General features: G+C 39.7%; 22 protein-coding genes. 19 read left to right on the top strand and 3 right to left on the bottom strand.

Annotated features, from left to right (window positions below):
- Positions 1-27: 27 nt before the first annotated feature.
- Positions 28-1,782 (bottom strand): aspartate--tRNA ligase, encoded by a 1,755-nt coding sequence (aspS, locus tag E4F24_RS00280; protein WP_140936605.1) that lies wholly within the window; start codon positions 1,780-1,782, stop codon positions 28-30.
- Between the two features lie 475 nt (positions 1,783-2,257).
- Between aspS and mraZ the strand changes: the two genes are divergently transcribed.
- From mraZ to ftsZ, 13 genes are all read left to right on the top strand, one after another.
- A complete protein-coding gene (mraZ, locus tag E4F24_RS00275) occupies positions 2,258-2,731 on the top strand; it encodes a division/cell wall cluster transcriptional repressor MraZ (RefSeq protein WP_140936604.1) in 474 nt (157 codons plus the stop codon).
- Positions 2,724-3,644, top strand: a complete 921-nt coding sequence (gene rsmH, locus E4F24_RS00270; protein ID WP_140936603.1) for a 16S rRNA (cytosine(1402)-N(4))-methyltransferase RsmH — start codon at positions 2,724-2,726, stop codon at positions 3,642-3,644. Before mraZ ends, rsmH begins: the two co-directional genes overlap by 8 nt.
- Before the next feature lie 5 nt (positions 3,645-3,649).
- Positions 3,650-4,060, top strand: coding sequence for an FtsL-like putative cell division protein (locus E4F24_RS00265; RefSeq protein ID WP_140936602.1), 411 nt, complete (start codon positions 3,650-3,652; stop codon positions 4,058-4,060).
- Between the two features lie 26 nt (positions 4,061-4,086).
- Entirely contained in the window at positions 4,087-6,213 is a 2,127-nt protein-coding gene (locus E4F24_RS00260; protein WP_140936601.1) for a penicillin-binding protein, read from the top strand.
- A 1-nt stretch (position 6,214) separates the two neighbouring features.
- Complete coding sequence (locus tag E4F24_RS00255; protein ID WP_140936600.1) at positions 6,215-7,669, top strand: UDP-N-acetylmuramoyl-L-alanyl-D-glutamate--2,6-diaminopimelate ligase; 1,455 nt, start codon at positions 6,215-6,217, stop codon at positions 7,667-7,669.
- Positions 7,670-7,676: 7 nt separating this feature from the next.
- Entirely contained in the window at positions 7,677-8,921 is a 1,245-nt protein-coding gene (mraY, locus tag E4F24_RS00250) for a phospho-N-acetylmuramoyl-pentapeptide-transferase (RefSeq protein ID WP_140936599.1), read from the top strand.
- A 1-nt stretch (position 8,922) separates the two neighbouring features.
- Positions 8,923-10,296, top strand: a complete 1,374-nt coding sequence (murD, locus tag E4F24_RS00245) for a UDP-N-acetylmuramoyl-L-alanine--D-glutamate ligase (RefSeq protein WP_140936598.1) — start codon at positions 8,923-8,925, stop codon at positions 10,294-10,296.
- An 11-nt stretch (positions 10,297-10,307) separates the two neighbouring features.
- Positions 10,308-11,501, top strand: coding sequence for an FtsW/RodA/SpoVE family cell cycle protein (locus tag E4F24_RS00240; RefSeq protein WP_140936597.1), 1,194 nt, complete (start codon positions 10,308-10,310; stop codon positions 11,499-11,501).
- Between the two features lie 6 nt (positions 11,502-11,507).
- A complete protein-coding gene (gene murG, locus E4F24_RS00235) occupies positions 11,508-12,605 on the top strand; it encodes an undecaprenyldiphospho-muramoylpentapeptide beta-N-acetylglucosaminyltransferase (protein ID WP_140936596.1) in 1,098 nt (365 codons plus the stop codon).
- 3 nt (positions 12,606-12,608) lie between these two features.
- Positions 12,609-13,964: a UDP-N-acetylmuramate--L-alanine ligase gene (murC, locus tag E4F24_RS00230; protein ID WP_140936595.1), complete on the top strand. Its 1,356-nt coding sequence runs from the start codon at positions 12,609-12,611 to the stop codon at positions 13,962-13,964.
- On the top strand, positions 13,957-14,784 hold the full coding sequence (locus tag E4F24_RS00225) for a cell division protein FtsQ (RefSeq protein WP_140936594.1): 828 nt from the start codon (positions 13,957-13,959) through the stop codon (positions 14,782-14,784). Before murC ends, E4F24_RS00225 begins: the two co-directional genes overlap by 8 nt.
- A gap of 23 nt (positions 14,785-14,807) precedes the next feature.
- A complete protein-coding gene (ftsA, locus tag E4F24_RS00220; protein WP_140936593.1) occupies positions 14,808-16,172 on the top strand; it encodes a cell division protein FtsA in 1,365 nt (454 codons plus the stop codon).
- A 136-nt stretch (positions 16,173-16,308) separates the two neighbouring features.
- On the top strand, positions 16,309-18,006 hold the full coding sequence (gene ftsZ / locus E4F24_RS00215) for a cell division protein FtsZ (protein WP_140936592.1): 1,698 nt from the start codon (positions 16,309-16,311) through the stop codon (positions 18,004-18,006).
- A 185-nt stretch (positions 18,007-18,191) separates the two neighbouring features.
- On the opposite strand, the gene E4F24_RS00210 is transcribed toward ftsZ, so the two are convergent.
- Positions 18,192-18,836, bottom strand: a complete 645-nt coding sequence (locus E4F24_RS00210) for a response regulator transcription factor (protein ID WP_140936591.1) — start codon at positions 18,834-18,836, stop codon at positions 18,192-18,194.
- A gap of 132 nt (positions 18,837-18,968) precedes the next feature.
- Between E4F24_RS00210 and mscL the strand changes: the two genes are divergently transcribed.
- From mscL to tsaB, 5 genes are all read left to right on the top strand, one after another.
- Positions 18,969-19,376, top strand: coding sequence for a large-conductance mechanosensitive channel protein MscL (mscL, locus tag E4F24_RS00205; RefSeq protein ID WP_140936590.1), 408 nt, complete (start codon positions 18,969-18,971; stop codon positions 19,374-19,376).
- Between the two features lie 148 nt (positions 19,377-19,524).
- Positions 19,525-19,683: a 50S ribosomal protein L34 gene (gene rpmH / locus E4F24_RS00200; RefSeq protein ID WP_136823072.1), complete on the top strand. Its 159-nt coding sequence runs from the start codon at positions 19,525-19,527 to the stop codon at positions 19,681-19,683.
- Between the two features lie 65 nt (positions 19,684-19,748).
- Entirely contained in the window at positions 19,749-20,156 is a 408-nt protein-coding gene (locus E4F24_RS00195; RefSeq protein WP_140936589.1) for a ribonuclease P protein component, read from the top strand.
- Positions 20,122-20,373: a membrane protein insertion efficiency factor YidD gene (gene yidD, locus E4F24_RS00190; protein ID WP_140936588.1), complete on the top strand. Its 252-nt coding sequence runs from the start codon at positions 20,122-20,124 to the stop codon at positions 20,371-20,373. The genes E4F24_RS00195 and yidD overlap by 35 nt, the downstream gene beginning before the upstream one ends.
- A gap of 13 nt (positions 20,374-20,386) precedes the next feature.
- On the top strand, positions 20,387-21,073 hold the full coding sequence (gene tsaB / locus E4F24_RS00185) for a tRNA (adenosine(37)-N6)-threonylcarbamoyltransferase complex dimerization subunit type 1 TsaB (RefSeq protein WP_235891115.1): 687 nt from the start codon (positions 20,387-20,389) through the stop codon (positions 21,071-21,073).
- Between the two features lie 115 nt (positions 21,074-21,188).
- On the opposite strand, the gene E4F24_RS00180 is transcribed toward tsaB, so the two are convergent.
- The gene (locus tag E4F24_RS00180; RefSeq protein ID WP_140936586.1) at positions 21,189-21,806 is read right to left on the bottom strand and encodes an OmpH/Skp family outer membrane protein; all 618 of its coding nucleotides are present in this window, start codon (positions 21,804-21,806) and stop codon (positions 21,189-21,191) included.
- Positions 21,807-21,990: 184 nt separating this feature from the next.
- Between E4F24_RS00180 and gyrB the strand changes: the two genes are divergently transcribed.
- Positions 21,991-23,949: a DNA topoisomerase (ATP-hydrolyzing) subunit B gene (gyrB, locus tag E4F24_RS00175; RefSeq protein WP_140936585.1), complete on the top strand. Its 1,959-nt coding sequence runs from the start codon at positions 21,991-21,993 to the stop codon at positions 23,947-23,949.
- Positions 23,950-23,991: the final 42 nt, after the last annotated feature.

Here is a 23,991-nt window from a genome sequence, read left to right as displayed (position 1 = left end):
AAATATTTAAATCTCTTATTTATACACTTATTTGGTTTTAATAGCGAGCGCGAGGCTCAATTCGTTCAGTTGCTCTTGAGCAATAGTGGAAGGGGCATCAATCATGATATCGCGTCCTGAATTGTTCTTGGGGAATGCAATGACATCTCGAATGGTGTCAAGTCCGGCGAAAATGGAAACTAAACGATCGAAACCGAACGCTAAACCGCCATGTGGAGGAGCGCCGTAGGTGAAGGCTTCCATTAAAAACCCAAACTGCTTTTGCGCTTCTTCTGGAGTGAATCCGAGATGTTTGAACATTAACGATTGCAATTCCTTGTCGTGGATACGAATAGAACCACCGCCTATCTCCACACCATTGATGACCAAATCATACGCGTTGGCTCTTACTTCTCCAGGATTGGTGTCTAGCAGGGCAATGTCCTCCGGTTTTGGAGACGTAAAAGGGTGGTGCATCGCATGATAACGTGCTGTATCTTCATCCCATTCCAATAATGGGAAATCCATGACCCATAGTGGGGAGAATTTATTTTTATCACGTAGCCCTAGCTGATTACCCATTTCAAGACGCAATTCGTTTAATTGCTTTCGTACTTTATCAGTAGGCCCTGCCATGATTAAGAATAAATCACCGGGTTTTCCTTCAAAAGCCTGATTCCATTTTTCTAGTTCTTCGGCACTATAAAATTTGTCTACTGAGGATTTTATGGAGCCATCTTCATTATGGCGTGCATATACCAAGCCTGTAGCCCCGATTTGTGGACGTTTTACAAAATCCGTCAATGCGTCTAACTGTTTTCGTGTGTAGTGCGCAGAGCCGGAGGCATTGATTCCTACTACTAATTCGGCTTGGTCAAAAACCGGAAATCCCTTGTCTTTTACGATATCATTAAGTTCTACGAATTGCATGCCAAATCGTGTGTCAGGTTTGTCTGATCCATATAATCGCATGGCATCTGCATAGGTCATGCGTGGTACTTGACCTAAGTCTATGTTTTTGACCTTGTGAAATAAATGCTTTGTCAAGCCTTCAAACATGTTTAAGATGTCTTCTTGCTCTACAAAAGACATTTCGCAGTCAATTTGTGTAAATTCAGGTTGACGATCGGCGCGTAAATCCTCATCACGGAAACATTTTACAATTTGAAAATAACGGTCAAATCCGGATACCATCAATAATTGCTTGAATGTTTGAGGGGATTGTGGAAGGGCATAAAATTCGCCAGGATTCATACGGGAAGGTACGACGAAATCACGCGCGCCTTCAGGTGTAGATTTAATGAGGACAGGAGTTTCTACTTCTAGAAAATCTTGTTCGTCTAGATAACGGCGGATTTCCTGCGCCATGTTGTGGCGTAAAATTAAATTTTCACGCACAGGATTACGTCTTAAATCCAAATAACGGAATTTCATCCGTATATCATCACCACCATCCGTATCGTCTTCTATGGTAAAAGGAGGTAATTTGGCCTCGTTTAATATGTCTAAAGAAGAAACTTTTATTTCGATGTCTCCGGTAGGGATTTTTGAATTTTTATTCGAACGCTCGATAACAGTTCCGACTACTTTTATAACGAACTCGCGGCCTAATTCTCTTGCTTTCGCCCGTAAGTGGTCGTCATCGTCACTGTTGAAAGTCAATTGCGTGATTCCGTATCGGTCACGGACATCAATAAAGGTCATTCCCCCCAAATCACGAGATTTTTGAACCCAGCCACTTAGTGTTACGGTATTTCCTAAATCGGCAATTCTTAATTCGCCACAAGTATGTGTTCTGTGCATTACTAAGTAAAAATTATCTAAAGATGAGCTCGCTGGAGCTCGGTTAAAAAGTAAAAAATGAAATAATTAATTTGTCGTTCTGCTAGCTTTATTACGGCTGAAATTAACAATTAAAATTTTACACAAAAATATCGGATTTTGAGGAGAATAACGAATAACATGTTGGAATATCTAAAAGAATTTATTTTCCTCCACTTTCGCCCACTTGTTGTATTTTTTTTGCTATAATATTTTAAAATTCACCCGATTTTTATGTCAAACAGGTATAAAAATGTGATTCAAATTCTCTTTTTTATGATGTAAATGATGTTGTTGATTATCAATGATAAAGTTATTTGTCGCTTAATTAAAGGAGGTTTTGGGAAGCGAAATATACTATCTTCTTTATGTGGAAAACTTTTTTGTGGGGGAAAGTGGGGGAAAGTGGGGGAAAGTGTCTACTTTTACATTATAATTTAATTACGACACGTAGCTTATGATTCAACTTATCGGAGAATTCGAATGTAAGTTGGACACCAAAGGAAGGTTGGTAGTCCCGGCCGCGCTCAAAAGGCAGTTGCCTGATGTTGAGCGTGAGGGGCTTATCGTGAATAGGGGATTTGAAAAAAATCTGGTGATTTACACACGTGAAGAATGGGATAAGCAAGCAGCTAAGATTTCGAAGTTGAATACCTTTAATGCGAAGAACAGGGAGTTTGTGCGTCAGTTTATGCGTGGAGCTACTATTCTTAATTTGGATTCGGCTGGAAGGGTGTTGTTGCCAAAGGTGCTGTTGGACTATGCGAAAATAGAAGGAGATGTTGTGTTGGCGTGTCAGTTTGATAAAATAGAAGTGTGGTCGAAGGGAATTTATGATGAAATGATGAATGGTGGGGTGAATGATGATTTTGCTTCATTGGCAGAGGAAGTGATGGGTGGTTTTGATTTTGGAGGATCTATAGATGGCTAAAGAAGAAGTATATCATGTGCCTGTCATGCTTCAGGAGTGTATTGAGGCGTTGGATATCAAGCCGGATGGCGTGTATGTAGACGTTACATTTGGTGGTGGTGGTCATTCCCGTGAAATTATGAAGCATCTGGAGGAGAATGGCAGGCTGATTGCTTTTGATCAGGATCCTGATGCGTTAAATAATATTATTGAAGATAGTCGCTTTTTGTTGATTCATCAGAATTTTAAATTCATTAAAAACAACCTGCGTCTTCAGGGGATAAGGCAGGTGGACGGCATATTGGCTGACCTGGGGGTCTCTTCTCATCAGTTTGATGATGCGGAGCGGGGTTTCTCTATTCGGTTTGATGCGGATCTGGATATGCGTATGGATCAGGTTTCGGATTTGGATGCGAAAAAGGTGTTGAATACATATACAGAGGAAGACTTGCATCGGATTTTTGGAATGTATGGTGAGGTTCAGAATGCACGTTCTTTGGCTAAAACAATAGTTACCGCCCGTCTTACGAAAGAAATCGAAACAGTGGCGGGTTTGAAAGAAGTGATTAGAAAATTGGTACCAAAAGGAAAGGAGCATAAATATCATGCGCAGGTTTTTCAGGCGCTACGTATAGAAGTGAACAAGGAGTTGGAGGCTTTGCAGGAATTTTTAATGCAGACAGTGTCTCTGCTCAAACCCGGGGGGCGATTGGTAGTCATGTCATATCATTCCTTAGAAGATAGGTTGGTTAAAAATTTCATGATCAAAGGTAAGTTTAGGGGGGAAGTGGAAAAGGATTTCTTTGGGAACGAGATAAAGCCCTTTCAGGTTGTTAGTCGCAAAGCAGTAACAGCGGGAGCTAAGGAATTGGAATTGAATAATCGCTCGCGTAGTGCTAAATTGAGAATAGCGAAAAAAACAGAACAATCCTAGATCGTATGTCTGGAAAGAATACAATAAAAAATAAGGAGCTAAGTGAGGATATCCAAGAGGAGCTGTCCGATGCGGTCGAAGAAAAGGTAGAGGAAACTCAGAATTTTCTTCGCTCTATTTTTGCGCCAAAGCAGCTTTCGATGTATTTGGTAACAAAAAATCTACCTTTTGCTGCATTCCTGGCTTTTTTGGGGTTGTTGTATATTTCTAATCGGCATTTGGCGGAGCGAACGGTACGACAAATCGATCGATTAGGTAGGGAGGTAAAGGAATTGAGTTGGGATTATAAGTCTTTGTCTGCTGAGTTGATGAAATTAACGACGCAGTCAGAAATAGCCAAAAGGGCGGATACGTTGGGGTTAAAGGAGAGAACGCAACCGCCTATTAAACTTGAAGTGGTAAAAGAGAAACGGTAGTGGTGTTTAAGGATTAAAAGCGAATAATGAATATTAGGAAATCCATATTGGTAAGGGTGTACCTGGCGTTCGGGCTAATGGTCTTTGGGGCCTTGGCAGTTTTTGCTAAACTTATTCACTTGCAGTATATTGATGGTGGAGAATGGCGTGCCATAGCAGATAGTTTAACCATTCAAGAGCGTGTTGTGGAGGCGGCTCGGGGGAATATTTATGCTAACGATGGCAGTTTATTAGCGACTTCTGTTCCTGAATATGAAATACGTTTTGATGCTATGGCAATTCCAGTCGAGCATAATGATGTTTTTAATTCTAAAGTTGATTCTTTAGCAAACAAACTTGCTGGATTTTTTAAAGATAAATCGGCAAGACAATATTTGGTGGCATTAAAAGATGCTCGTGCGAAAAAACAGCGGTATGTGTTGATAAAGCGAAATGTTTCGCATCAGGATCTTAAGCAGTTGAGGCAATTTCCGTTGTTGAAAACTTTCAAGGAAGGGAAATCACGCTTCTCCGGTGGTTTGGTCGCTGTCCGTCAGAATAAACGGATTCTTCCGTTTACGAATTTAGCTGCCCGAACGATTGGCTATAAAAATGCCAAAGGGATAGATACTGTTCTGGTAGGTCTGGAAGGAGCGTATGGCAATTATATAGACGGGAAAAGTGGTGCTCAAATGATGCAGCGTATTGCGGGAGGAGTGTGGGTTCCTTTGAATCGTGAAATCGAGGTGGCTCCGGTAGACGGTTCGGATATCATTTCTACTATTGATGTCAACATGCAGGATATGGCGCAGCGTGCATTGGAAAAGCAATTAAAAATCAGTAACGCTGATAATGGTTGTGTGGTATTGATGGAAGTTGCAACAGGAGAAGTTCGTGCTATAGCAAATTTCACCAAAGATACAGATGGGGAATACCGAGAGAAATTCAACTATGCAATAGCACAGGGGGCAGATCCGGGTTCTACATTTAAATTGGCTTCCTATCTTACTGCTTTGGATGATGGGGTAATAGATACCAATACAATTGTTGATGTAGGGAATGGAACGTATAAGGTGCCTTCTCATACAATCCGGGATTCGCATGCACCTAAAAAATCTAAGATGACCGCAAAAGAAGCTTTTGAAGAATCTTCGAATGTAGGGATTACAAAATTGATAAATACACACTATGGAAGTGATCCTGCAAAATTTACGGCTAAGTTGCATAAGTGGGGTTTGAATCAGCCTTTGGGATTGCAAATTCCGGGAGAGGGTATTCCTGTTGTAAAAACGCCTGCAAATAGAAGCTGGAGTAAGTTGTCTTTAGTACAGATGGCATACGGCTACGAGTTAAAGTTGACTCCGCTACAGACTTTAGTGTTGTATAACGCGGTGGCAAATGATGGAAAAATGGTTGCGCCGTTATTTGTTAAAGAAATTCGTCATTTAGGAAATACGGTGCAGAAATTTAATGCCCGTGTTATCAATAAGCAAATCGCGTCAGAAGATGCGATTCGAAAAATGCAGGACATGTTGGAGGGGGTAATGATAGAAGGTACAGGTAAGAGATTAGCTAGCTCTCTGTACACCTCGGCAGGAAAGACGGGTACGGCTCAGATGGCGGATGGAGCCAAGGGATATGGTGCGCGACGGTATCAATCTTCGTTTGCGGGGTATTTTCCGGCTGATAAGCCTAAATATTCCATCATAGTGGTGATTCGAAACCCGCGCAACGGGTATTATGGGGGTTCGGTGGCAGGACCTGTATTCAAAGAGTTGGCCGACATGGTTTTTGCGAATGATTTGTCGCTTCATGGTACGTTTGCCACTCGTAAAATAAATGTAGCAGGTTCAAAAATACCTTTGACGTTGAAAGGTTCGAAAGAGGCCTCGGTTAAGGTGTACGAGGCTTTGGGTATAAAGACACCGAACTGGAATATAATCGCACAAAATACAATAGATACATCGTCAAAGGGGATTCCTTTTTCGGAAGTGTCTATTCAAGAAGGTGTGGTGCCGGACGTAGTCGGTATGGGCTTGGCTGATGCCTTATACACAATGGAAAACGCGGGCTTTAAAGCGCAGATATATGGTAAAGGGAAGGTGGTAAACCAATCTTTAATACCTGGAGAGAAATTAAAATTGGGTACAAACGTAGCAATTCAATTGCATTAATATGATACTTAAAGAATTATTACATGCTATTCCTGTTGTTCAGGTTGTCGGTTCACTAGACGTAGAAGTGGCATCGGTGTGTTTTGATTCGCGTAAGGTTGAAAAAAATACATTATTCGCCGCAATAAGGGGCGTACAAACGGATGGACATCTCTATGTTGACAAAGCAATTGCGATGGATGCTTCAGCTGTACTGGTAGAACAGCTTCCGAAGCAACTGGATGAAAATACGACGTATGTAGTTGTGGGTGATACGTCTTATGCGTTAGGAATCGCAGCCTCTAATTTTTACGGTAATCCGTCGAAGGACTTAAAGCTTGTGGGGATTACAGGTACAAATGGTAAAACTACGGTAGCAACGTTGTTATTTAATCTTTTTAGGCAGTTGGGGTATCACGTTGGTCTTGTGTCGACGGTAGAGAATAAAATCGGGGATCGGATTATTCCGGCAACTCATACCACACCAGATCCGGTGGCTTTGAACAAATTGCTGTCTGATATGGTAGATGAGGGGTGTGATTATTGCTTTATGGAGGTGAGTTCACATGCTGTTGTGCAACAGCGTATTGCCGGATTACGATTTGCCGGTGGAGTTTTTACGAATATTACGCATGATCATCTTGATTTCCATGGCAGCTTTGATAATTATATTAAAGCAAAGAAGAAGTTTTTTGATGATTTGGATCGTTATGCCTTTGCTCTTACGAATACCGATGATAAAAATGGACAAGTGATGCTTCAGAATACCTTTGCACATAAAAAGACATACGGTTTGCATCATGTTGCAGATTTCAAAGCAAAGGTAATAGAAAGTCATTTTGATGGCATGCTGCTACAGATCGATTCGCATGAGGTATGGGTAAAATTGGTAGGTGGCTTTAACGCGTATAATCTTTTGGCTGTATATGGTGCAGCTATTTTATTGGAACAAGAAACGTTGAAAATCTTGACGGCTATCAGTGAGATTACGGGAGCCCAGGGTAGGTTCGAAACTGTTCGTTCTAAAAATGGAATTGTCGGGATAGTAGATTATGCACATACGCCGGATGCGGTCGAAAATGTATTGGAGACAATAAAAGATTTGAGGGTGATTGGTCAGCAAATTATTACTGTGCTTGGATGTGGAGGAGATCGTGATAAGACTAAGCGTCCGGAAATGGCGAAGGTCGCACTAAAATATAGCGATAAAGTCATTATCACTTCAGATAATCCGCGTACTGAAGATCCTTTGGCTATTATCAAAGAGATGGAAGCCGGTATTCCGGTTGATAAGAAAAGGAATGTGTTTACTATTTCTGATCGACGAGAAGCTATTCGTGCAGCTTGTCATATAGCTGCTGCCGGAGATATTGTCTTAATTGCAGGAAAAGGACATGAAAAGTATCAAGAAGTTAATGGTGTAAGGCATCATTTTGATGATAAAGAAGAATTAGAGAAAACATTTAACGAACTATAATAAGTCGATGATATATTATTTATTTACTTGGTTACAAGATCACTTGCATATTCCGGGATCGGGATTGTTTCAATATATTTCGTTCCGGACCGCAATGGCAGTTATTGTTTCGTTGATGATAACAACAGTTTTTGGTAGTCGATTAATTCGTTTGCTGCACCGAAAACAAGTAGGTGAAACGATTCGCGATCTCGGGTTAGAAGGAGAAAAAAAGAAGCAAGGAACTCCAACGATGGGTGGTTTGATCATTATAGCGGGTATCCTGATACCCACGGTGTTGTTTGCCAAATTGGACAATATTTACGTCATCATAATGATTATTACGACAATCTGGATGGGAGCAATAGGTTTCCTGGACGATTATATCAAAGTGTTTCGGAAGAATAAAGAAGGGTTGGCTGGCCGATTTAAAGTAATCGGACAAGTCGGTTTAGGAACGATCATCGCTATCACAATGTATTTTCATCCGGATATTGTCGTACGCGAACAGGTGACAAACCCGACGTCTTCGAAGCCGGTTGAAGTCGTGATTAATCCGCAGACCGGTGAAAGTACATACACAGAAAATGTGAAATCCACGAAGACGAATATCCCTTTCTATAAAAATAATGAATTTGATTATGCCAAAGTTTTGGATAGTTTTGGATTGAACAGCAGCTTGGTGACATTCCTCGTTTTTTTGGTTGTTGTGGTCTTTATTGTGACAGCTGTGTCCAATGGTGCTAATATTACGGATGGGATAGACGGGTTGGCAACAGGTACTTCGGCTATTGTGGGTATTACATTGGCAATCTTGGCGTATGTATCTGGTAATATTATTTTTTCCGAATACCTCAATATTATGTATATCCCTAATTCCGGTGAGCTTGTAATTTTTGCAGGGGCATTTATCGGAGCCTGTACGGGCTTCTTGTGGTATAATGCGTATCCCGCACAGGTATTCATGGGAGATACCGGTTCGCTGGCTATTGGAGGTATTATCGCTGCGTTTGCCATTCTTATTCGTAAAGAATTATTGATACCGGTATTATGTGGCGTTTTTCTGATTGAAAATCTATCGGTGATTCTTCAGGTATCTTACTTTAAGTATACAAAGAAAAAATATGGTGAAGGCAGACGGATTTTTTTGATGTCCCCTCTGCACCATCATTACCAGAAGAAAGGGTACCATGAGGCTAAGATCGTGACGCGATTTGTGATCGTGAGTGTTATTTTAGCAATTTTAACAATCGTAACATTGAAAGTAAGATAGGATGGCACATATTGCACATACATATTACCCACAGACTGGCCGCTTAGTGATTCTCGGTGCGGGTGAGAGTGGCGTAGGTGCTGCTATACTAGGAAAGGATCGGGGCTTTGATGTATTTGTTTCTGATATGGGAGATATCAGCGATGGGTATAAAGAAATTTTACTAAAGGAAACTATTGTATTTGAAAGTGGTCAGCATACTGCTCTCCAGGTGTTAAATGCAGATCTCGTGGTCAAGAGTCCGGGTATTCCTGAAAAAGCCCCGCTGATTCAACAGTTAAGAGCGCAGGGAACTCCCGTGATCTCGGAAATTGAATTCGCTGCGCAGTATACGAATGCAACGTTGATCTGTATTACGGGTTCTAACGGTAAATCTACGACTACGATGTTGACATATTATATGTTGCAGAAGGGTGGTATAAATGTAGGTCTGGCAGGAAATATTGGGAAAAGTTTTGCTTTTCAAGTGGCGCGAGAAAATTTTGATGTTTATGTGTTGGAAATTTCCAGTTTTATGCTGGACGACATGTATCATTTCCGGGCGGACGTGGCCGTAATTTTGAATATCACGCCTGACCATCTGGATCGCTATGATTATAAGTTGGAAAATTACGTAAATTCTAAATTTCGCATGATTCGAAATCAGACAGAGCAAGATTATTTTATCTATTGCGCTGATGATCAGGAAACGATGAGAGCCTTGCCTCGTTGGGAAAGTAAAGCTACGCTATTACCCATAACACAAGAGAAAGAGGTCATCCAGGGAGCGTATTTAGATAAGGACAATACTATAAAAATTCACATACCCAATAGAGAAATATTTACGATGAATATTGAAGAGTTATCATTACAAGGAAAGCACAACGTCTACAATAATATGGCGTCTGGATTGATTGCGAAAGTGCAGGAGCTTCGTAATCAGACGATGAAGGAGAGTATGGGCTCGTATGTCAATATTCCACATCGATTAGAGCATGTTGCGTATATCGGCGGTGTAAATTATATCAATGATTCGAAGGCGACAAATGTAAATTCGGTGTGGTATGCGCTGGAGAGTTTTTCTACAGATATCGTATTGATTTTGGGTGGGGTCGATAAAGGAAACGATTATGATATGCTCCGTGACCTGATAAAGCAAAAAGTAAAGGCTATTATCTGCATAGGAAAAGATACTTCACGTATTCACGATGCTTTTGAAGAAGAAGCCGATGTGATTGTAAATAGTGCATCGATGGAAGATGCTGTTGAGATTGCATCGCACCTTGCCATAAAAGGGGATACCGTATTGCTCTCACCGGCTTGTGCAAGCTTTGATTGGTTTAAAAATTACGAAGAAAGAGGTGATAAGTTTAAAGAAGCGGTAATGAGCCTGTAAAACAGATTGTTATGGAACAAGTGCTGTCAAAATTAAAGGGAGATAAATGGATTTGGATCATCGTGATTATTCTATCCGGATGGTCTTTACTGGCTGTCTACAGTTCAGTAGGTACGCTTGCGTATAAAGAAGGAAAGGGAACAGAACTATATTTGTTTAAGCATTTTTCCATTATCGCTGTAGGTTTAGTAATGATGTTCCTGTCTCATAAATTAGACTATAGGTATTATGCAGGTATTTCAAAGCTTTTAATGGCAATTACTATTCCGTTGTTACTGTACACATTGGTATTTGGAAACAAGGTGAATGATGCGTCCCGTTGGGTTACGATTCCGGTTATCAATCAGACTTTTCAAACCTCTGATTTAGCAAAACTGGCCTTGATTACATTCTTGGCTCGGATGCTTTCGCGTAAACAGGAGGAGATTAAAGATGTTAAAAAGTCTTTTCTTCCGATAATGGGGGCGGTTTGTCTGGTTTTTGTGTTGATCGCATGGGCCAATTTATCTACGGCAGTTATGCTATTTGGGGTTAGTGTGCTGTTGCTTTTGATCGGTAGAATCAGCTTCAAACAAATCGCTTTAGTATCCTTAGGTGTGGGGTTGTTAGGGTTAATAGTGATTTCGGTGGGGCCACGTCGGGCGACATATTTTAGTCGTATAAAGGGTTTTTTTGCGACGGAAGAAGTAACGACTTCCAATGTTCCTTTTCAAGAGGATAAGAATTATCAGGCAAATAATGCGAAAATCGCAATTGCTACCGGTGGATTATTTGGAAAAGGGCCGGGTAATAGCGTGCAGCGAAATGTACTTCCGCATCCCTATTCAGATTTTATTTTCGCCATTATTATCGAAGAGTATGGAACTATTGGTGGCGTAATTTTATTGTTTTTATATCTGGCTTTAATGTATCGCTGTATACGTATAGTGACACTTAGTCCGCGAGCCTTCGGGGCTTTTTTGGCTGCGGGGTTAGGATTTAGCCTAACGATACAAGCCTTGGCGAACATGGCGGTGGCTGTAGGATTGGGGCCTGTAACTGGGGTTCCTTTGCCACTAGTCAGTATGGGAGGTACGTCTATTCTTTTTACGAGTGTAGCATTGGGAATTATTCTTTCCGTAAGTAGAAATATAGAGGAGTTGAAACATAAGCAGGAGTTGGATGAAACTCCAAAACAAAAAAAGGTAATCGTAGGTACAGTATAATTTGGTATGGCGCACAAAGTAATCATAAGTGGTGGGGGTACGGGAGGGCATATCTTCCCTGCGATTGCGATTGCAAACGCATTACGTCGTGCGGAGCCTGAGATTGAAATTTTATTTGTCGGTGCTGCTGGTAAAATGGAAATGGAAAAAGTTCCTGCAGCTGGATATAGAATAGTAGGGTTGGACATTCAGGGAATTAATAGACAGTCGTTATTGAAAAATATAGCTTTACCCTTTAAAATGGTAAAAAGCTTATGGAAGTCTCGGCAGATTATTAAGGAGTTTGGTGGGGAAGTAGCAATTGGAGTTGGGGGATATGCTTCTGGTCCGTTGTTAATGATGGCAAATCATATCGGTATTCCGACACTGATTCAAGAACAAAATTCGTTTGCAGGTAAGACCAATAAAAGTTTGGGGAAAAGGGCAAAGAAGATATGTGTTGCGTATGATGGGATGGAAAAGTTTTTTCCTGCAGAACGGGTAATGTTGACCGGAAATCCAATCCGAAGAGCTTCCGTAGATATTTCCGGGAAGTATCGCGAAGCGATTGCTTCATTTGGATTAACGGAAGGCAAAAAGACCATTTTGGTTACAGGCGGGAGTTTGGGAGCAAATACGTTAAACGAATGTATAAAAGAGGCTGTCGGTAAATTAATTCAGGCAGATGTGCAGGTGATATGGCAATGTGGCGGCTATTATTTTGAAAAATTAGAAAGAGAACTCACGGGTAAGTTGCCCGCTGGTATTAAGTTATTGCCATTTTTGCAACGAATGGATTATGCGTATGCTGCGGCTGATGTAATTATTGCGAGAGCAGGAGCCGGCACCATATCGGAATTATGCGTAATTGGTAAACCCGTGATATTAGTTCCGTCGCCAAATGTCGCCGAGGATCATCAAACAAAAAATGCGGTTGCGTTGGTAGAAAAAAAAGCTGCTTTAATGGTGACCGATATGAGCGCGCGTATTCATTTGGTAGATGAAACACTTAAGTTGATTCGAGATGAAGCTACATGTGTAGAACTCAGTGAAAATATTAGAAAGCTGGCCTTGCTCGATGCAGATGAGGTAATAGCAAACGAAGTTTTAAAATTAATAAACTAGGAAATGAATATTGATCAGGTAAAGCAGGTTTTTTTAATCGGAATTGGTGGAATTGGAATGAGCGGTTTAGCGCGTTACTTTTATCAATTGGGCTGTACCGTTATAGGGTACGATAAAACCGAAACTGACTTGACTTTAGCTTTGGTTAGGGAGGGGATTACCGTGTTTTACCAAGATGATATTCAGTTAATCCCGGAAGGGTTTCAAAATCCATCTGTAGAAACATTGATTGTTTTTACACCTGCAGTCCCTAAAGATTTGAGAATTAAGAATTATTTTGTTGATAAGGGGTTTGAACTATACAAACGATCACAGGTTTTAGGATTTATCAGTGCTAGTCGTTTTACAATTGGTGTAGCGGGCACGCATGGTAAAACTACAACTTCAACCATGATCGCCCATATATTAAAAGATTCAGGTTACGATTGTTCGGCATTTTTAGGCGGCATCAGTTCGAATTACAATACCAATGTTTTATTTGGTGATAATAATGTGGTGGTTGTAGAAGCCGATGAATACGATCGTTCCTTTTTAACATTGCATCCGAATATCGCTGTAGTCACCTCTGCTGATGCAGATCATTTGGATATATATGGTGATGAATCGCATTTGATCGATTCCTTCAAATTATTTTTGGATAGGGTAGTAGAAGATGGTAAAAGTATAGTAAAAGTAGGGCTACCCTTTGAGGGAGATATTAGCTATTCACGTGAAACGAGTGCCGATGCTTATGCCGGGAATATTCATGTACATGAAGGCGAATTTTATTTTGACTACATTTCCGGAGAGACGCGTGTTGAAAATATCCGTCTTGGAATACCTGGCCTTCATAATGTAGAGAATGCTGTTGCCGCTATTACAGTAGCAATATTATTGGGTATTGATATCGATAAAATAGTAGTAGCATTAGCTAATTTCAAAGGAGCAAAGCGTCGTTTTGAATACATCGTTCGTACACCCGAGCACGTGTATATAGACGACTATGCTCATCATCCGGAGGAATTAAGGGCTTTTCTAAATTCCATGCGGAAATTGTATCCTACGAAGAAGTTGACTGTTGTTTTTCAACCTCATCTTTTTACACGTACACGTGATTTTGTAGATGGTTTTGCAGAAGTGTTGGGTATGGCAGATGAACTCCTGCTGATGGAGATTTATCCGGCAAGAGAATTGCCGATTGATGGCGTAGACTCATCCTGGCTATTGAATAAAATAGGAATAGAGAATAAAAGAGTGGTTACTCCTCAAGAAGTACTGGATCAGGTAATGGCTGAAAAGCCGGAATTAATCGTTACGGTTGGGGCTGGAGATATTGATCGTTTGGTAAAACCATTGAAGGCTATTTTAGCGCATGAATAGATCAAAAAATATACGTTGGAGCTTTGTAGGCTATGGAATTCTCGGAGTTGCGGCTCTGGTTGGTTTGACCTTGCTTATGAGTTTGATCGCTAGGAAGAGTAGCGATCAGGTGTGTATAGCGCTACGTGTAATGATTGAAGGTAAAGAGACTTTCATCGATCAGCATGACATTTCAAAGTTGATCAATGAGAAATATGGACGGGTAGTAGGAAGGGCAATCAAAGAGATTCCGGTTAATCAGATCGAAGAATCGTTAAAAGATCTTCCGTATGTCTCTAATGCAGAAATTCATGCAGATTTGGATGGCGTTATGCAAGTTGCCGTGCAGCAGAGAGAAGTGGTGTTGCGGGTTATAAATAAAAATGGCCGTGAATTTTATATCGATAGAGAGGGAAAGAAAATTCCGGTTACTTTAAAGTATGTGCCCCATGTACTGGTCGCAAATGGAAATATATCAGAAAGCTATGGCAAACCGTTGGATGGTGTGCAGAGTAAGCTGGTGAAAGATCTTGTGAAGATCGTGAATCATGTCAGAGGAGACGAACTTTGGGAGAATCAGATTGTGCAATTATACGTAAACGCTGAAAATGATATTGAGATAGTGCCGCGGGTGGGTAATGAGGAGTTAATAATCGGAACAGCAGATTCGCTGGATTATAAATTGGATCGGTTGAAAATCTACTACCGTGATATTATGCCAAAAGTAGGAAATAATGCTTATGCACGGGTGAATGTAAAATATGGAGATCAAATAATTTGTGAACGCAGGGGAAACTGGTTTATGGATAGTTTGCAGATGAAAATAAATATGAAGAATTAACAATACAGCATAATATACAGCATATGAAACCAAGAATTACAGCAAATGAAAAAGAAAATCCAATTATTGTTGGATTAGATATCGGTACTACGAAAATCTGCGTGACGGTGGGGCGTCGTAGTGGAACAAACAAAATTGAACTTTTGGGTGTAGGTAAAGCCGAGTCTGCGGGTGTAAACCGTGGAGTAGTAGCTAATATTCAAAAAACTGTTGGAAGCATCCGTGAAGCCGTAGCGACTGCTGAGGAGCAATCTAATGTGGATATTAAAGTGGTCAATGTCGGCATTGCCGGCCAACACATCAAAAGTATTCAACATCGCGGGATTTTGATGAAAGATGATGATGATGAAATCGGCCGTATAGATGTAGAACGTCTGATTTCGGATATGTACAAGCTTGTTCTTCCTCCGGGAGAAGAGATTATTCATGTCCTTCCGCAAGAGTTTACAATTGATAATGAGCCGGGGATTAAGGAGCCAATAGGTATGGCCGGACGTCGTATGGAAGCTAATTTTCATATCATTTCAGGTCGAGTTACGGATATCAAAAACATTAAAAAGTGTGTAGATAATTCTGACCTAGAAGTTTCTTCTTTGGTATTGGAGCCTCTGGCATCATCTGAAGCTGTATTGGATGAGGAAGAAAAAATGGCTGGAGTAGTTCTTGTTGATATTGGTGGAGGTACTACGGATGTGGCTATTTTTCACGAAGGGATTATTCGTCATACTGCTGTTATTCCATTGGGAGGAAATATTGTTACCGAGGATATACGTCAAGGATGTGCTGTCTTACGTAATCAAGCGGAACAATTAAAGGTGCGTTACGGTTCAGCGTTAGCTGATGAAAACAAAGATAATGAGGTGATCTGTGTACCCGGTATTCGTGGGCGTGATGCTAAAGAAATCTCTGTTAAAAACCTTGCATTCATCATTCAAGCTAGAATGGAGGAAATCATAGAGCATGTTTATTATGAAATTAAGTCTTCAGGTTATGAAGATAAACTAATTGCTGGTATTGTTATTACAGGAGGTGGCGCACAGTTGAAACATTTGGTTCAGTTGGTAGAGTATATTACAGGAATCGATTGCCGTATCGGATATCCCAATGAGTACTTGGCTAAAACGGATATGCTGAACAAGCAATCTTTTGATGAGATGAAAAGTCCGATGTATGCCACAAGTATTGGCTTGCTGATTAAAGGTATTCAGACGGTAGAAGAGGATGAGGCAACGCAACAAGAAGTGGTGGGTAAAAGTCCTGATAAAACAAAGGTGAAAGAAATTGCACAAACGACTAATAAAAAGGAAAGTTGGTTTAATAGAATCATCTCTGATTTCATCAAGGATGATTCGGGAATTGATGATGATTCGTTTATTGGAAAAAAATAATTTTCAACATCAATTGGTTTTTTCCACATTTTAACAATTGTGGAAAACTGTTGTTAAGATTTTGGTATTATTACATTCGAATTGATGAGTTCTAGGGTGACTGCGAGCTTAGCAATTCATAAAAATAGGATATTTTATGTCGATACAATTTGAAATGTTAAAGGAACAGTCGTCTATAATTAAAGTTATAGGCGTAGGTGGTGGCGGAGGGAATGCCGTTAATCACATGTACAAGCAAGGAATTAGTGGAGTGGACTTTATTGTGTGTAATACGGATGCGCAGGCATTAGAATTAAGCCCAATTCCTAACAAAGTACAATTGGGAACTAGTCTAACAGAAGGAATGGGTGCAGGTGCTGATCCGGATGTAGGTGAAAATTCTGCTATCGAAAGTATAGAGGATATCAAAAGAATGCTCGGTACCAGTACCAAAATGCTATTTATTACAGCCGGTATGGGAGGTGGTACAGGTACAGGGGCCAGTCCTGTTTTAGCTAAAGCAGCTAAAGAAATGGGAATCCTGACTGTAGCTATCATTACCACTCCGTTTACTTTTGAAGGGAAAAAACGTCGTTCGCAGGCAGAAGAGGGTTTAAGTGAACTGCGTAAATATGTAGATTCTTATCTTGTTATTTCAAATGATCGTCTTCGAGAAATATTTGGTAATTTAACAATGACCGCGGCATTTGCAAAAGCTGATGATATATTGACTACTGCAGCTAAAGGTATCGCGGAAATTATAACTATTCCCGGTTATGTAAATGTCGATTTTAAGGATGTTCGTACGGTTATGAATGATAGTGGTGTCGCTATCATGGGTAATCATACTTCAAAAGGAGATAACCGAGCTATTGAAGCTGTTACAGGCGCTTTAGCCTCTCCTTTGCTGAAAGATAATGAAATAGAAGGAGCTCGCTATATTTTGTTAAATATCACTTCAGGTAATAAAGAAGTGACTATGGACGAAGTGGCCGTTATTACGGATTATATTCAGGAAAAAGCCGGGTTAACAGCGGATTTAATATGGGGTAACTGTATTGATGAATCCTATGAAGATGAATTGTCTGTAACTATTATAGCTACCGGATTCCAAACCGCCGAAGAGCGTATTAAGGAGAAGGAAAAGGAGAAAATTGCTCTTCCCTTGACACCCGAGGCATCTACTTCATTTGTAAAGCCTGTTGGACAGAATCAATTTGCTGCCAGAGAAGTAAGTACTCCTTTGGAAAATTTAATAAAGCCGGTTCACAGCCAAGTGCTCACTAACGAGTCGAACGTGATGCCTCAAGGGGACTTGTTCTCGTCGCCCGCTAAGCCCGTAAATACACTCGCTAACACTGTTATTCAACCTGAAGCGCAGGTGATCCGTCATACGCTGGAAGCACATAATACGACTGAAGAAGAAAAAGAGCAGGATCTTGGTGGTTATGAATTGAAAACTTCTCCTTCGATGTTTGAGTTCAAATTGCCAACTGTATTTGATACGTATGAAAATATCAATGAAGAAATAACTGAAGATGTTCAGCAGATTGTGGAATCTCCGGTTCGAAATCAGTTTGTGGAGGTTGAGGAAAAAGAGGGGGCAAATTTCGAAGATCAACTGATGAAAACCAAAGAGCGCATATTGCGTCTTAAAGAGTTGAGTATGAAGCTTAAATCATCAAATGGTCTTCAAGAATTGGAAAATGAGCCTGCGTACAAAAGAAAACAGAAGCCTTTAGATAATTTACCACATTCGTCTGAATCTCAGGTTTCACGCTTTACATTGTCTTTTGACGAGGGCGAAACAGAAATTAGATCTAATAATTCTTTTTTACATGACAATGTGGATTAAGATATCCTCTTAAATATAAGATACGGCTAACCTGTTAGCCGTATTTTTTTTTGCTTAGTTTTCGCGCGATATGTATTATTAAAAGTGTTTGCCAATGGCAATGCAGCTTGCCTACGGAGCGATGATGGCTATTAGGCTTTGTGATGTAATAAGCTGGCTATGAAGCAGTTTGTTAAAGGTGAAGGCTATTTTTCGTCCGAATGTAATTTAAATAATTCTATAAGTTCCGGAATGTTATTTACTGCCAGTTTTTCAAAAATCCTGCTTTTATAGGTGCTTACTGTCGAGGAACTCAGGTTCAATACATTGGAAACCTCTAAAATGCCGTGCCCATCGATTAAATGCTTCGCAACATCCATTTCGCGGTTCGATAGTTTGTTCAGCGGATTGTTAGCATCTATACTTGATTTACGGGATGTAAGTTTCTTTACGTACAAATCTTTTACAGCTTCTGACATGTATGTGCCTCGCTCTTGGATGTGTCGTATTGCATGGCTTAATTCATTCATAGCAGTGGTCTTATTTACATATCCTGCTGCCCCAGCCTCGATATATCTTAGTGCGTATAGGTTTTCATCGTAAGATGAAAACACTAAAATCTTAAGATCAGGTTGAATTTCCAATATTTCTTTAATTACTTTAATATTATTACCTCCCGGCATATTAATATCCAAAAGAATTAAGTCGAAATGCTGAAATCTTAATTGTTTATATACTTCCGGGTAAGTTTCTGCCTGCGTAATAGATACATCCTTAAGTGCTTCGCTAATAATAATAGAAGCGCCTAATCTGACAATACTGTGGTCATCAGCAATGAGTATTTTTTTCATGCAAAAGAAGTAATTTTAAATATTGATCAAACGAGGTGTAGATATCATCTCAGATCAAAGATGCAATTAACTTATATAATGTAATATTATTGACTATTTTTGTAAAAGTAAAAAATTTAATGTTAATTTATTATGGGCTTCTTAAAAGAATTTAAAGAGTTTGCTATGCGAGGCAGTGTCATTGATTTGGCGGTCGGTGTAGTTATAGGCGGTGCATTCGGTAAGATTGTCACTTCCCTGGTAGATGATATCATTATGCCTCCTATTGGCTATTTAACCGGAGGTGTGGATTTTGGTGGTCTGAAATACGTGATGAAAGAGGCTAACGAAGCCGCAGGTACTACGGAAGTCTCCATTAGTTATGGTAATTTTCTCAATGTAATTATACAATTCTTAATTATAGCCTTCTGTATATTTTTAGCCATTAAAGGATTAAATTCTTTAAAGCGGAAGGAAGTTGCTGCTCCGGAGGTTGCGCCAGCGCCGTCTAATGAAGAGGTGTTGTTAGCTGAGATAAGGGATTTATTAAAGAGTAAATAGAGCTCTGAATAATATCTGGAAAGCATAGGTGATTTATTGTTCGCTTTTTTGCTTTTATTATTTGTTAGTTTCTAAAATAAACACTACTTTTGCATTCCTGTTAGAGGGTAATATTGGTAGTAATTATTAAAAAAGCATATTAAGCGTCATGAAAAGAACATTTCAGCCTTCGCAAAGAAAAAGAAGAAATAAACACGGATTTAGAGAGCGTATGAGCTCAGCTAACGGAAGAAGAGTATTGGCTTCTCGTAGAGCTAAAGGCAGAAAACGTCTTAGTGTTTCTGACGAATCTCGTCACAAAAGATAATAGGCATTCTTTATCAACGTGCCGGTGACTTTAACCGTGCCTATCGGCCAAAAATAGTCATCGAAATGATAAAAAATACTTTTAAAAAAGAAGAACGATTATGTAGTAAAAGACTTATTGATAGTCTTTTTCATAGTGGTTCTTCTTTTGTTGTATATCCTTTTCGAGTTGTTTTCCTAAAAACAGAACTGCCTCTGGCTTCCCATACGCAGATTATATTATCGGTGCCAAAACGTCGATTTAAGCATGCGGTTTCTCGAAATAGAATAAAGCGTAAAATGCGTGAATGTTATCGTTTGCAAAAAAACACTACTTTACTCCCGGTAATGTCCGAGAATTCTTTAAATTTATTGTTGGCAATACAATATGTAGCAAATGAAGAATTATCATCTCAGATTATGTTTTCAAAAATGCAGATTGCTTTAGTCAAAATAGTAGATGGAATTTCTCAAGGACACTCTGAAGCTCGTTAATAAGGTTATACAGTGGTTTTTTCTATTGATAATCCGTTTTTATCAGCTATTTATTTCTCCTTTTTTGGGAGCAAGCTGTCGGTATACACCCACTTGTTCGCAGTACGGAAAAGAAGCCATTCTGAAATACGGTCCTTTTAAGGGCGGATGGCTTACTATCAAACGTATTGCGCGTTGTAACCCTTGGGGAGGTCACGGACATGATCCAATTCCTTAATAATTTTATAAAATTGAAGCATTACATTATTCAAATAGATACAGCTACCGAGGTTTGTTCGGTTTCGATTAGCATAGAGGGTGTAGCTTTGGATTATATTCAAAGTAGTGAACCTAATATGCATGCATCTCTACTAACTGGCTACATAGAACAAATATTGTCTCGTAATAATCTTCGATTTTCTGATATTTCCGCCGTCGCAGTGAGTATGGGTCCAGGATCATATACAGGGTTACGTATAGGCGTATCTACAGCAAAAGGATTGTGTTATGCGCTGGATGTTCCTTTGATCGGAATCAATACATTAGAGAGCATGTATAGCGGATTTGTTAAAGATGTTAATGTGAATCCGGATTCGTTGTATTTCCCAATGATAGATGCAAGGCGTATGGAAGTTTATACTATGGCATTTAATGTAGATGGCAAACAGGTTCTGCCTACACAGGCTAAGATAATAGATGAACTATCTTTTGCGGAATTTGAGGGAAATGAAGTTTTCTTGTTTGGCTCGGGAGCTAATAAATTTAAAGATTTGTTTGAAGCGAATCCACAGGTAAATATTATTTCAGAATTCCAACATTCTTCGGTTTATATGAGTGCGATGGCCTGGAAGCGGTTCTGTGCGAATGATGTGGAGAACTTGGTTTATTTTGAACCCTATTATTTAAAGGAATTTGTGGCATCTACGCCCAAACGTTAAAGCCAATCTTTTCTGTTGAATCATGGTTTAATGACAAAGCGTCATATTAACAAATAGGCCAAAAAAAGGCGATTCTTCATCAAAGAGAATCGCCTTTTTTTATTTTATTGTTGTTTTATTTTTTCTCCGTAGGTTTTTTAGTTTTGTATTCTTTGTTTAACGCCTCAATAACCTCATTGGTTATTTCTAGTTTAGAGTCGGCAAAAAGTACCGTTGGGTTTGATTTTGAATACGTCAGAACCAATGTGTAGCCATTTTCTTCGGCATGTCTTTTTAAATATTCTGTAATCGAATTGTACACGTTATTGAATTCCGTAGCCTCATCCTGAGCGATAGCACTAGATGCGTTTTGGTCTAGTCGGCCTAGTTCGTCTTGTTTGCGTGCTAATTTTTCTTCTGTAGCCTGACGTTCTGAGGCGCTCATAGTATTCGCTTTTTGTTGATATTCTGCGACTTCTCTTTGGAAAGCTTGTCCCTTAGATTGTAGATCTGACTGAGCCTTTTTTACTTTAGATTCCAGTTTTGCCCGAATATCTTTAAAATAGTCATATTTCTCTGATAGTGAATCTGAATTTATATATACGATTTTCTCATCAATTTGTTGAACGCCAACTGTAGTTGAATCGTTTGTTTTTGTTGACGTTTGTTTTGTGCCTTGATTACAAGATGCAACGGAAGCTACAATTGTTAATCCTAGTGTTACTTTTGCGAAATTTGATAGTAGTTTATTCATTCTAATGTTGATTTTCAGTTTGAATAGCAAACCTACTATAAAAAAATTAAAAAATCATTTTTCTGTGCCTAAAACTCAAAAAAATATAGTTTTATTAACGTATTTTAAGATTTTGAAAACTTGATTATGTCCCTTATTTTTTGTATTTTTGGGAGTTAAAAAATTCTGATTTTAAATTAATTCCATGAGCGAAGAAAAGAAGAATGCATCTGCGTATTCTGCCGATAATATTCAGGTATTAGAAGGTTTAGAGGCAGTACGTAAGCGCCCCTCCATGTATATTGGTGATACTGGCGTAAAAGGTTTGCACCACTTGGTCTATGAAGTGGTTGACAACTCTATAGATGAGGCTGTTGCAGGTTATTGTGATGATATCTTGGTTACTATCCATGAGGGCAACTCCATTTCTGTAAAGGATAATGGACGGGGTATTCCTACTGGAATAAATAAAAAGGAAAATAAGTCGGCATTGGAGTTGGTGATGACGGTATTGCACGCAGGGGGTAAATTTGATAAGGATACGTATAAAGTATCCGGAGGTCTGCACGGTGTAGGTGTCTCTTGTGTGAACGCATTGTCTATTCATTTGAAGGCCGAGGTACACCGGGACGGTAAGGTCTATAGTCAGGAGTACGAGCGCGGTAAGCCCATGTACGATGTTAAAGAAGTTGGTGTTTCTGAAAAAAGAGGCACTATTGTAACCTTTAAACCGGATGCGGAAATATTTACCCAAACAACAGTATATAATTACGATACATTAGCTAATCGTTTACGGGAGTTGTCGTTCTTAAATAAGGGGATAACACTAACACTTGTAGATGAGAGAGAGTTGAACGAGGACGGTACGGAGAAAAAGGATGTTTTTTATTCTCAGGGTGGTCTGCAGGAATTTGTTAAATTTTTAGATGGTAATCGTACCTCACTTATTCCGACTCCAATTTACGTAGAAGGTATAAAACAGGGGATTCCTGTTGAGCTTTCTCTTCAGTATAATGATACCTATACAGAGAATGTTCATTCGTATGTAAATAATATCAATACTATTGAAGGAGGGTCGCATGTAGCAGGTTTCCGCCGCGGATTGACACGTACGTTGAAGAAGTATGCCGACGATTCAGGACTTTTAAAAAATCTTAAAATTGAAATAACCGGAGACGACTTTAGAGAAGGCCTTACTGCTGTTATTTCTGTGAAAGTAGCCGAACCTCAGTTTGAAGGTCAGACGAAAACCAAGTTAGGTAACTCCGAAGTGATGGGTGCGGTTGATATAGCTGTGGGTGAAATTTTAAGTGCTTACTTAGAAGAAAATCCGCGAGAGGCTAAGATTATCGTTCAAAAGGTAATTGTAGCTGCTCAAGCTCGGGCTGCGGCACGTAAGGCACGTGAAATGGTTCAGCGTAAGACGGTAATGGGAGGCTCAGGCTTACCTGGTAAGCTAGCCGACTGTTCGAGCAATGATCCGGCAAAATGTGAAATTTTCTTTGTCGAGGGTGATTCGGCAGGAGGGACAGCAAAACAAGGTCGTGATCGTCATTATCAGGCTATTATGCCACTTAGAGGTAAGATTCTGAATGTGGAAAAAGCAATGGAACATAAGATCTATGAGAATGAAGAGATCAAAAATATGTTTACAGCATTAGGTGTATCTGTTGGTACCGAGGAAGATCCTAAAGCATTGAATATCGCAAAGCTTCGTTATCACCGGATTATAATCATGACCGATGCCGATGTTGATGGTAGTCATATTGCAACTTTAATTTTGACATTTTATTTCAGGTATATGCGTGAACTTATTGAACGCGGATATGTATATATTGCGACTCCTCCTCTTTATTTAGTTAAGAAAGGAAAAGACTCCGAATATGCCTGGACCGAAGATCAACGCTTGGCTGCTATACAGCGTATCAAAGGTAATGGTAAAGAAGATAGCGTGCATGTGCAACGTTACAAAGGTCTTGGAGAAATGAACGCGGAGCAATTGTGGGATACTACGATGAATCCGGAGCATAGAACACTTCGCCAGGTTACTATTGATAATGCTGCAGAATGCGATCGCGTATTCTCTATGTTGATGGGAGACGAGGTAGCACCGCGGCGCGAATTTATTGAGAAAAATGCACGTTACGCCAAAATCGATATTTAATAATAACCATTAATGACAATGTAGGAGGCCAGATGTTTTTTC

This window comes from Sphingobacterium lumbrici, from assembly GCF_006476045.1.
GTDB classification, from domain to species: Bacteria; Bacteroidota; Bacteroidia; order Sphingobacteriales; family Sphingobacteriaceae; genus Sphingobacterium; species Sphingobacterium lumbrici.
The sequence above is the reverse complement of the archived record's forward strand: the minus strand, read 5'-3'. Positions and strand labels throughout refer to the sequence as shown.

Excerpts from the sequence above, each read along its gene's own strand:
- aspS (WP_140936605.1), bottom strand. The coding sequence starts at position 1,782 with ATGCACAGAACACATACTTGTGGCGAATTAAGAATTGCCGATTTAGGA.
- mraZ (WP_140936604.1), top strand. The coding sequence starts at position 2,258 with ATGATTCAACTTATCGGAGAATTCGAATGTAAGTTGGACACCAAAGGA.
- rsmH (WP_140936603.1), top strand. The coding sequence starts at position 2,724 with ATGGCTAAAGAAGAAGTATATCATGTGCCTGTCATGCTTCAGGAGTGT.
- E4F24_RS00265 (WP_140936602.1), top strand. The coding sequence starts at position 3,650 with ATGTCTGGAAAGAATACAATAAAAAATAAGGAGCTAAGTGAGGATATC.
- E4F24_RS00260 (WP_140936601.1), top strand. The coding sequence starts at position 4,087 with ATGAATATTAGGAAATCCATATTGGTAAGGGTGTACCTGGCGTTCGGG.
- E4F24_RS00255 (WP_140936600.1), top strand. The coding sequence starts at position 6,215 with ATGATACTTAAAGAATTATTACATGCTATTCCTGTTGTTCAGGTTGTC.
- mraY (WP_140936599.1), top strand. The coding sequence starts at position 7,677 with ATGATATATTATTTATTTACTTGGTTACAAGATCACTTGCATATTCCG.
- murD (WP_140936598.1), top strand. The coding sequence starts at position 8,923 with ATGGCACATATTGCACATACATATTACCCACAGACTGGCCGCTTAGTG.
- E4F24_RS00240 (WP_140936597.1), top strand. The coding sequence starts at position 10,308 with ATGGAACAAGTGCTGTCAAAATTAAAGGGAGATAAATGGATTTGGATC.
- murG (WP_140936596.1), top strand. The coding sequence starts at position 11,508 with ATGGCGCACAAAGTAATCATAAGTGGTGGGGGTACGGGAGGGCATATC.
- murC (WP_140936595.1), top strand. The coding sequence starts at position 12,609 with ATGAATATTGATCAGGTAAAGCAGGTTTTTTTAATCGGAATTGGTGGA.
- E4F24_RS00225 (WP_140936594.1), top strand. The coding sequence starts at position 13,957 with ATGAATAGATCAAAAAATATACGTTGGAGCTTTGTAGGCTATGGAATT.
- ftsA (WP_140936593.1), top strand. The coding sequence starts at position 14,808 with ATGAAACCAAGAATTACAGCAAATGAAAAAGAAAATCCAATTATTGTT.
- ftsZ (WP_140936592.1), top strand. The coding sequence starts at position 16,309 with ATGTCGATACAATTTGAAATGTTAAAGGAACAGTCGTCTATAATTAAA.
- E4F24_RS00210 (WP_140936591.1), bottom strand. The coding sequence starts at position 18,836 with ATGAAAAAAATACTCATTGCTGATGACCACAGTATTGTCAGATTAGGC.
- mscL (WP_140936590.1), top strand. The coding sequence starts at position 18,969 with ATGGGCTTCTTAAAAGAATTTAAAGAGTTTGCTATGCGAGGCAGTGTC.
- rpmH (WP_136823072.1), top strand. The coding sequence starts at position 19,525 with ATGAAAAGAACATTTCAGCCTTCGCAAAGAAAAAGAAGAAATAAACAC.
- E4F24_RS00195 (WP_140936589.1), top strand. The coding sequence starts at position 19,749 with ATGATAAAAAATACTTTTAAAAAAGAAGAACGATTATGTAGTAAAAGA.
- yidD (WP_140936588.1), top strand. The coding sequence starts at position 20,122 with ATGGAATTTCTCAAGGACACTCTGAAGCTCGTTAATAAGGTTATACAG.
- E4F24_RS00180 (WP_140936586.1), bottom strand. The coding sequence starts at position 21,806 with ATGAATAAACTACTATCAAATTTCGCAAAAGTAACACTAGGATTAACA.
- gyrB (WP_140936585.1), top strand. The coding sequence starts at position 21,991 with ATGAGCGAAGAAAAGAAGAATGCATCTGCGTATTCTGCCGATAATATT.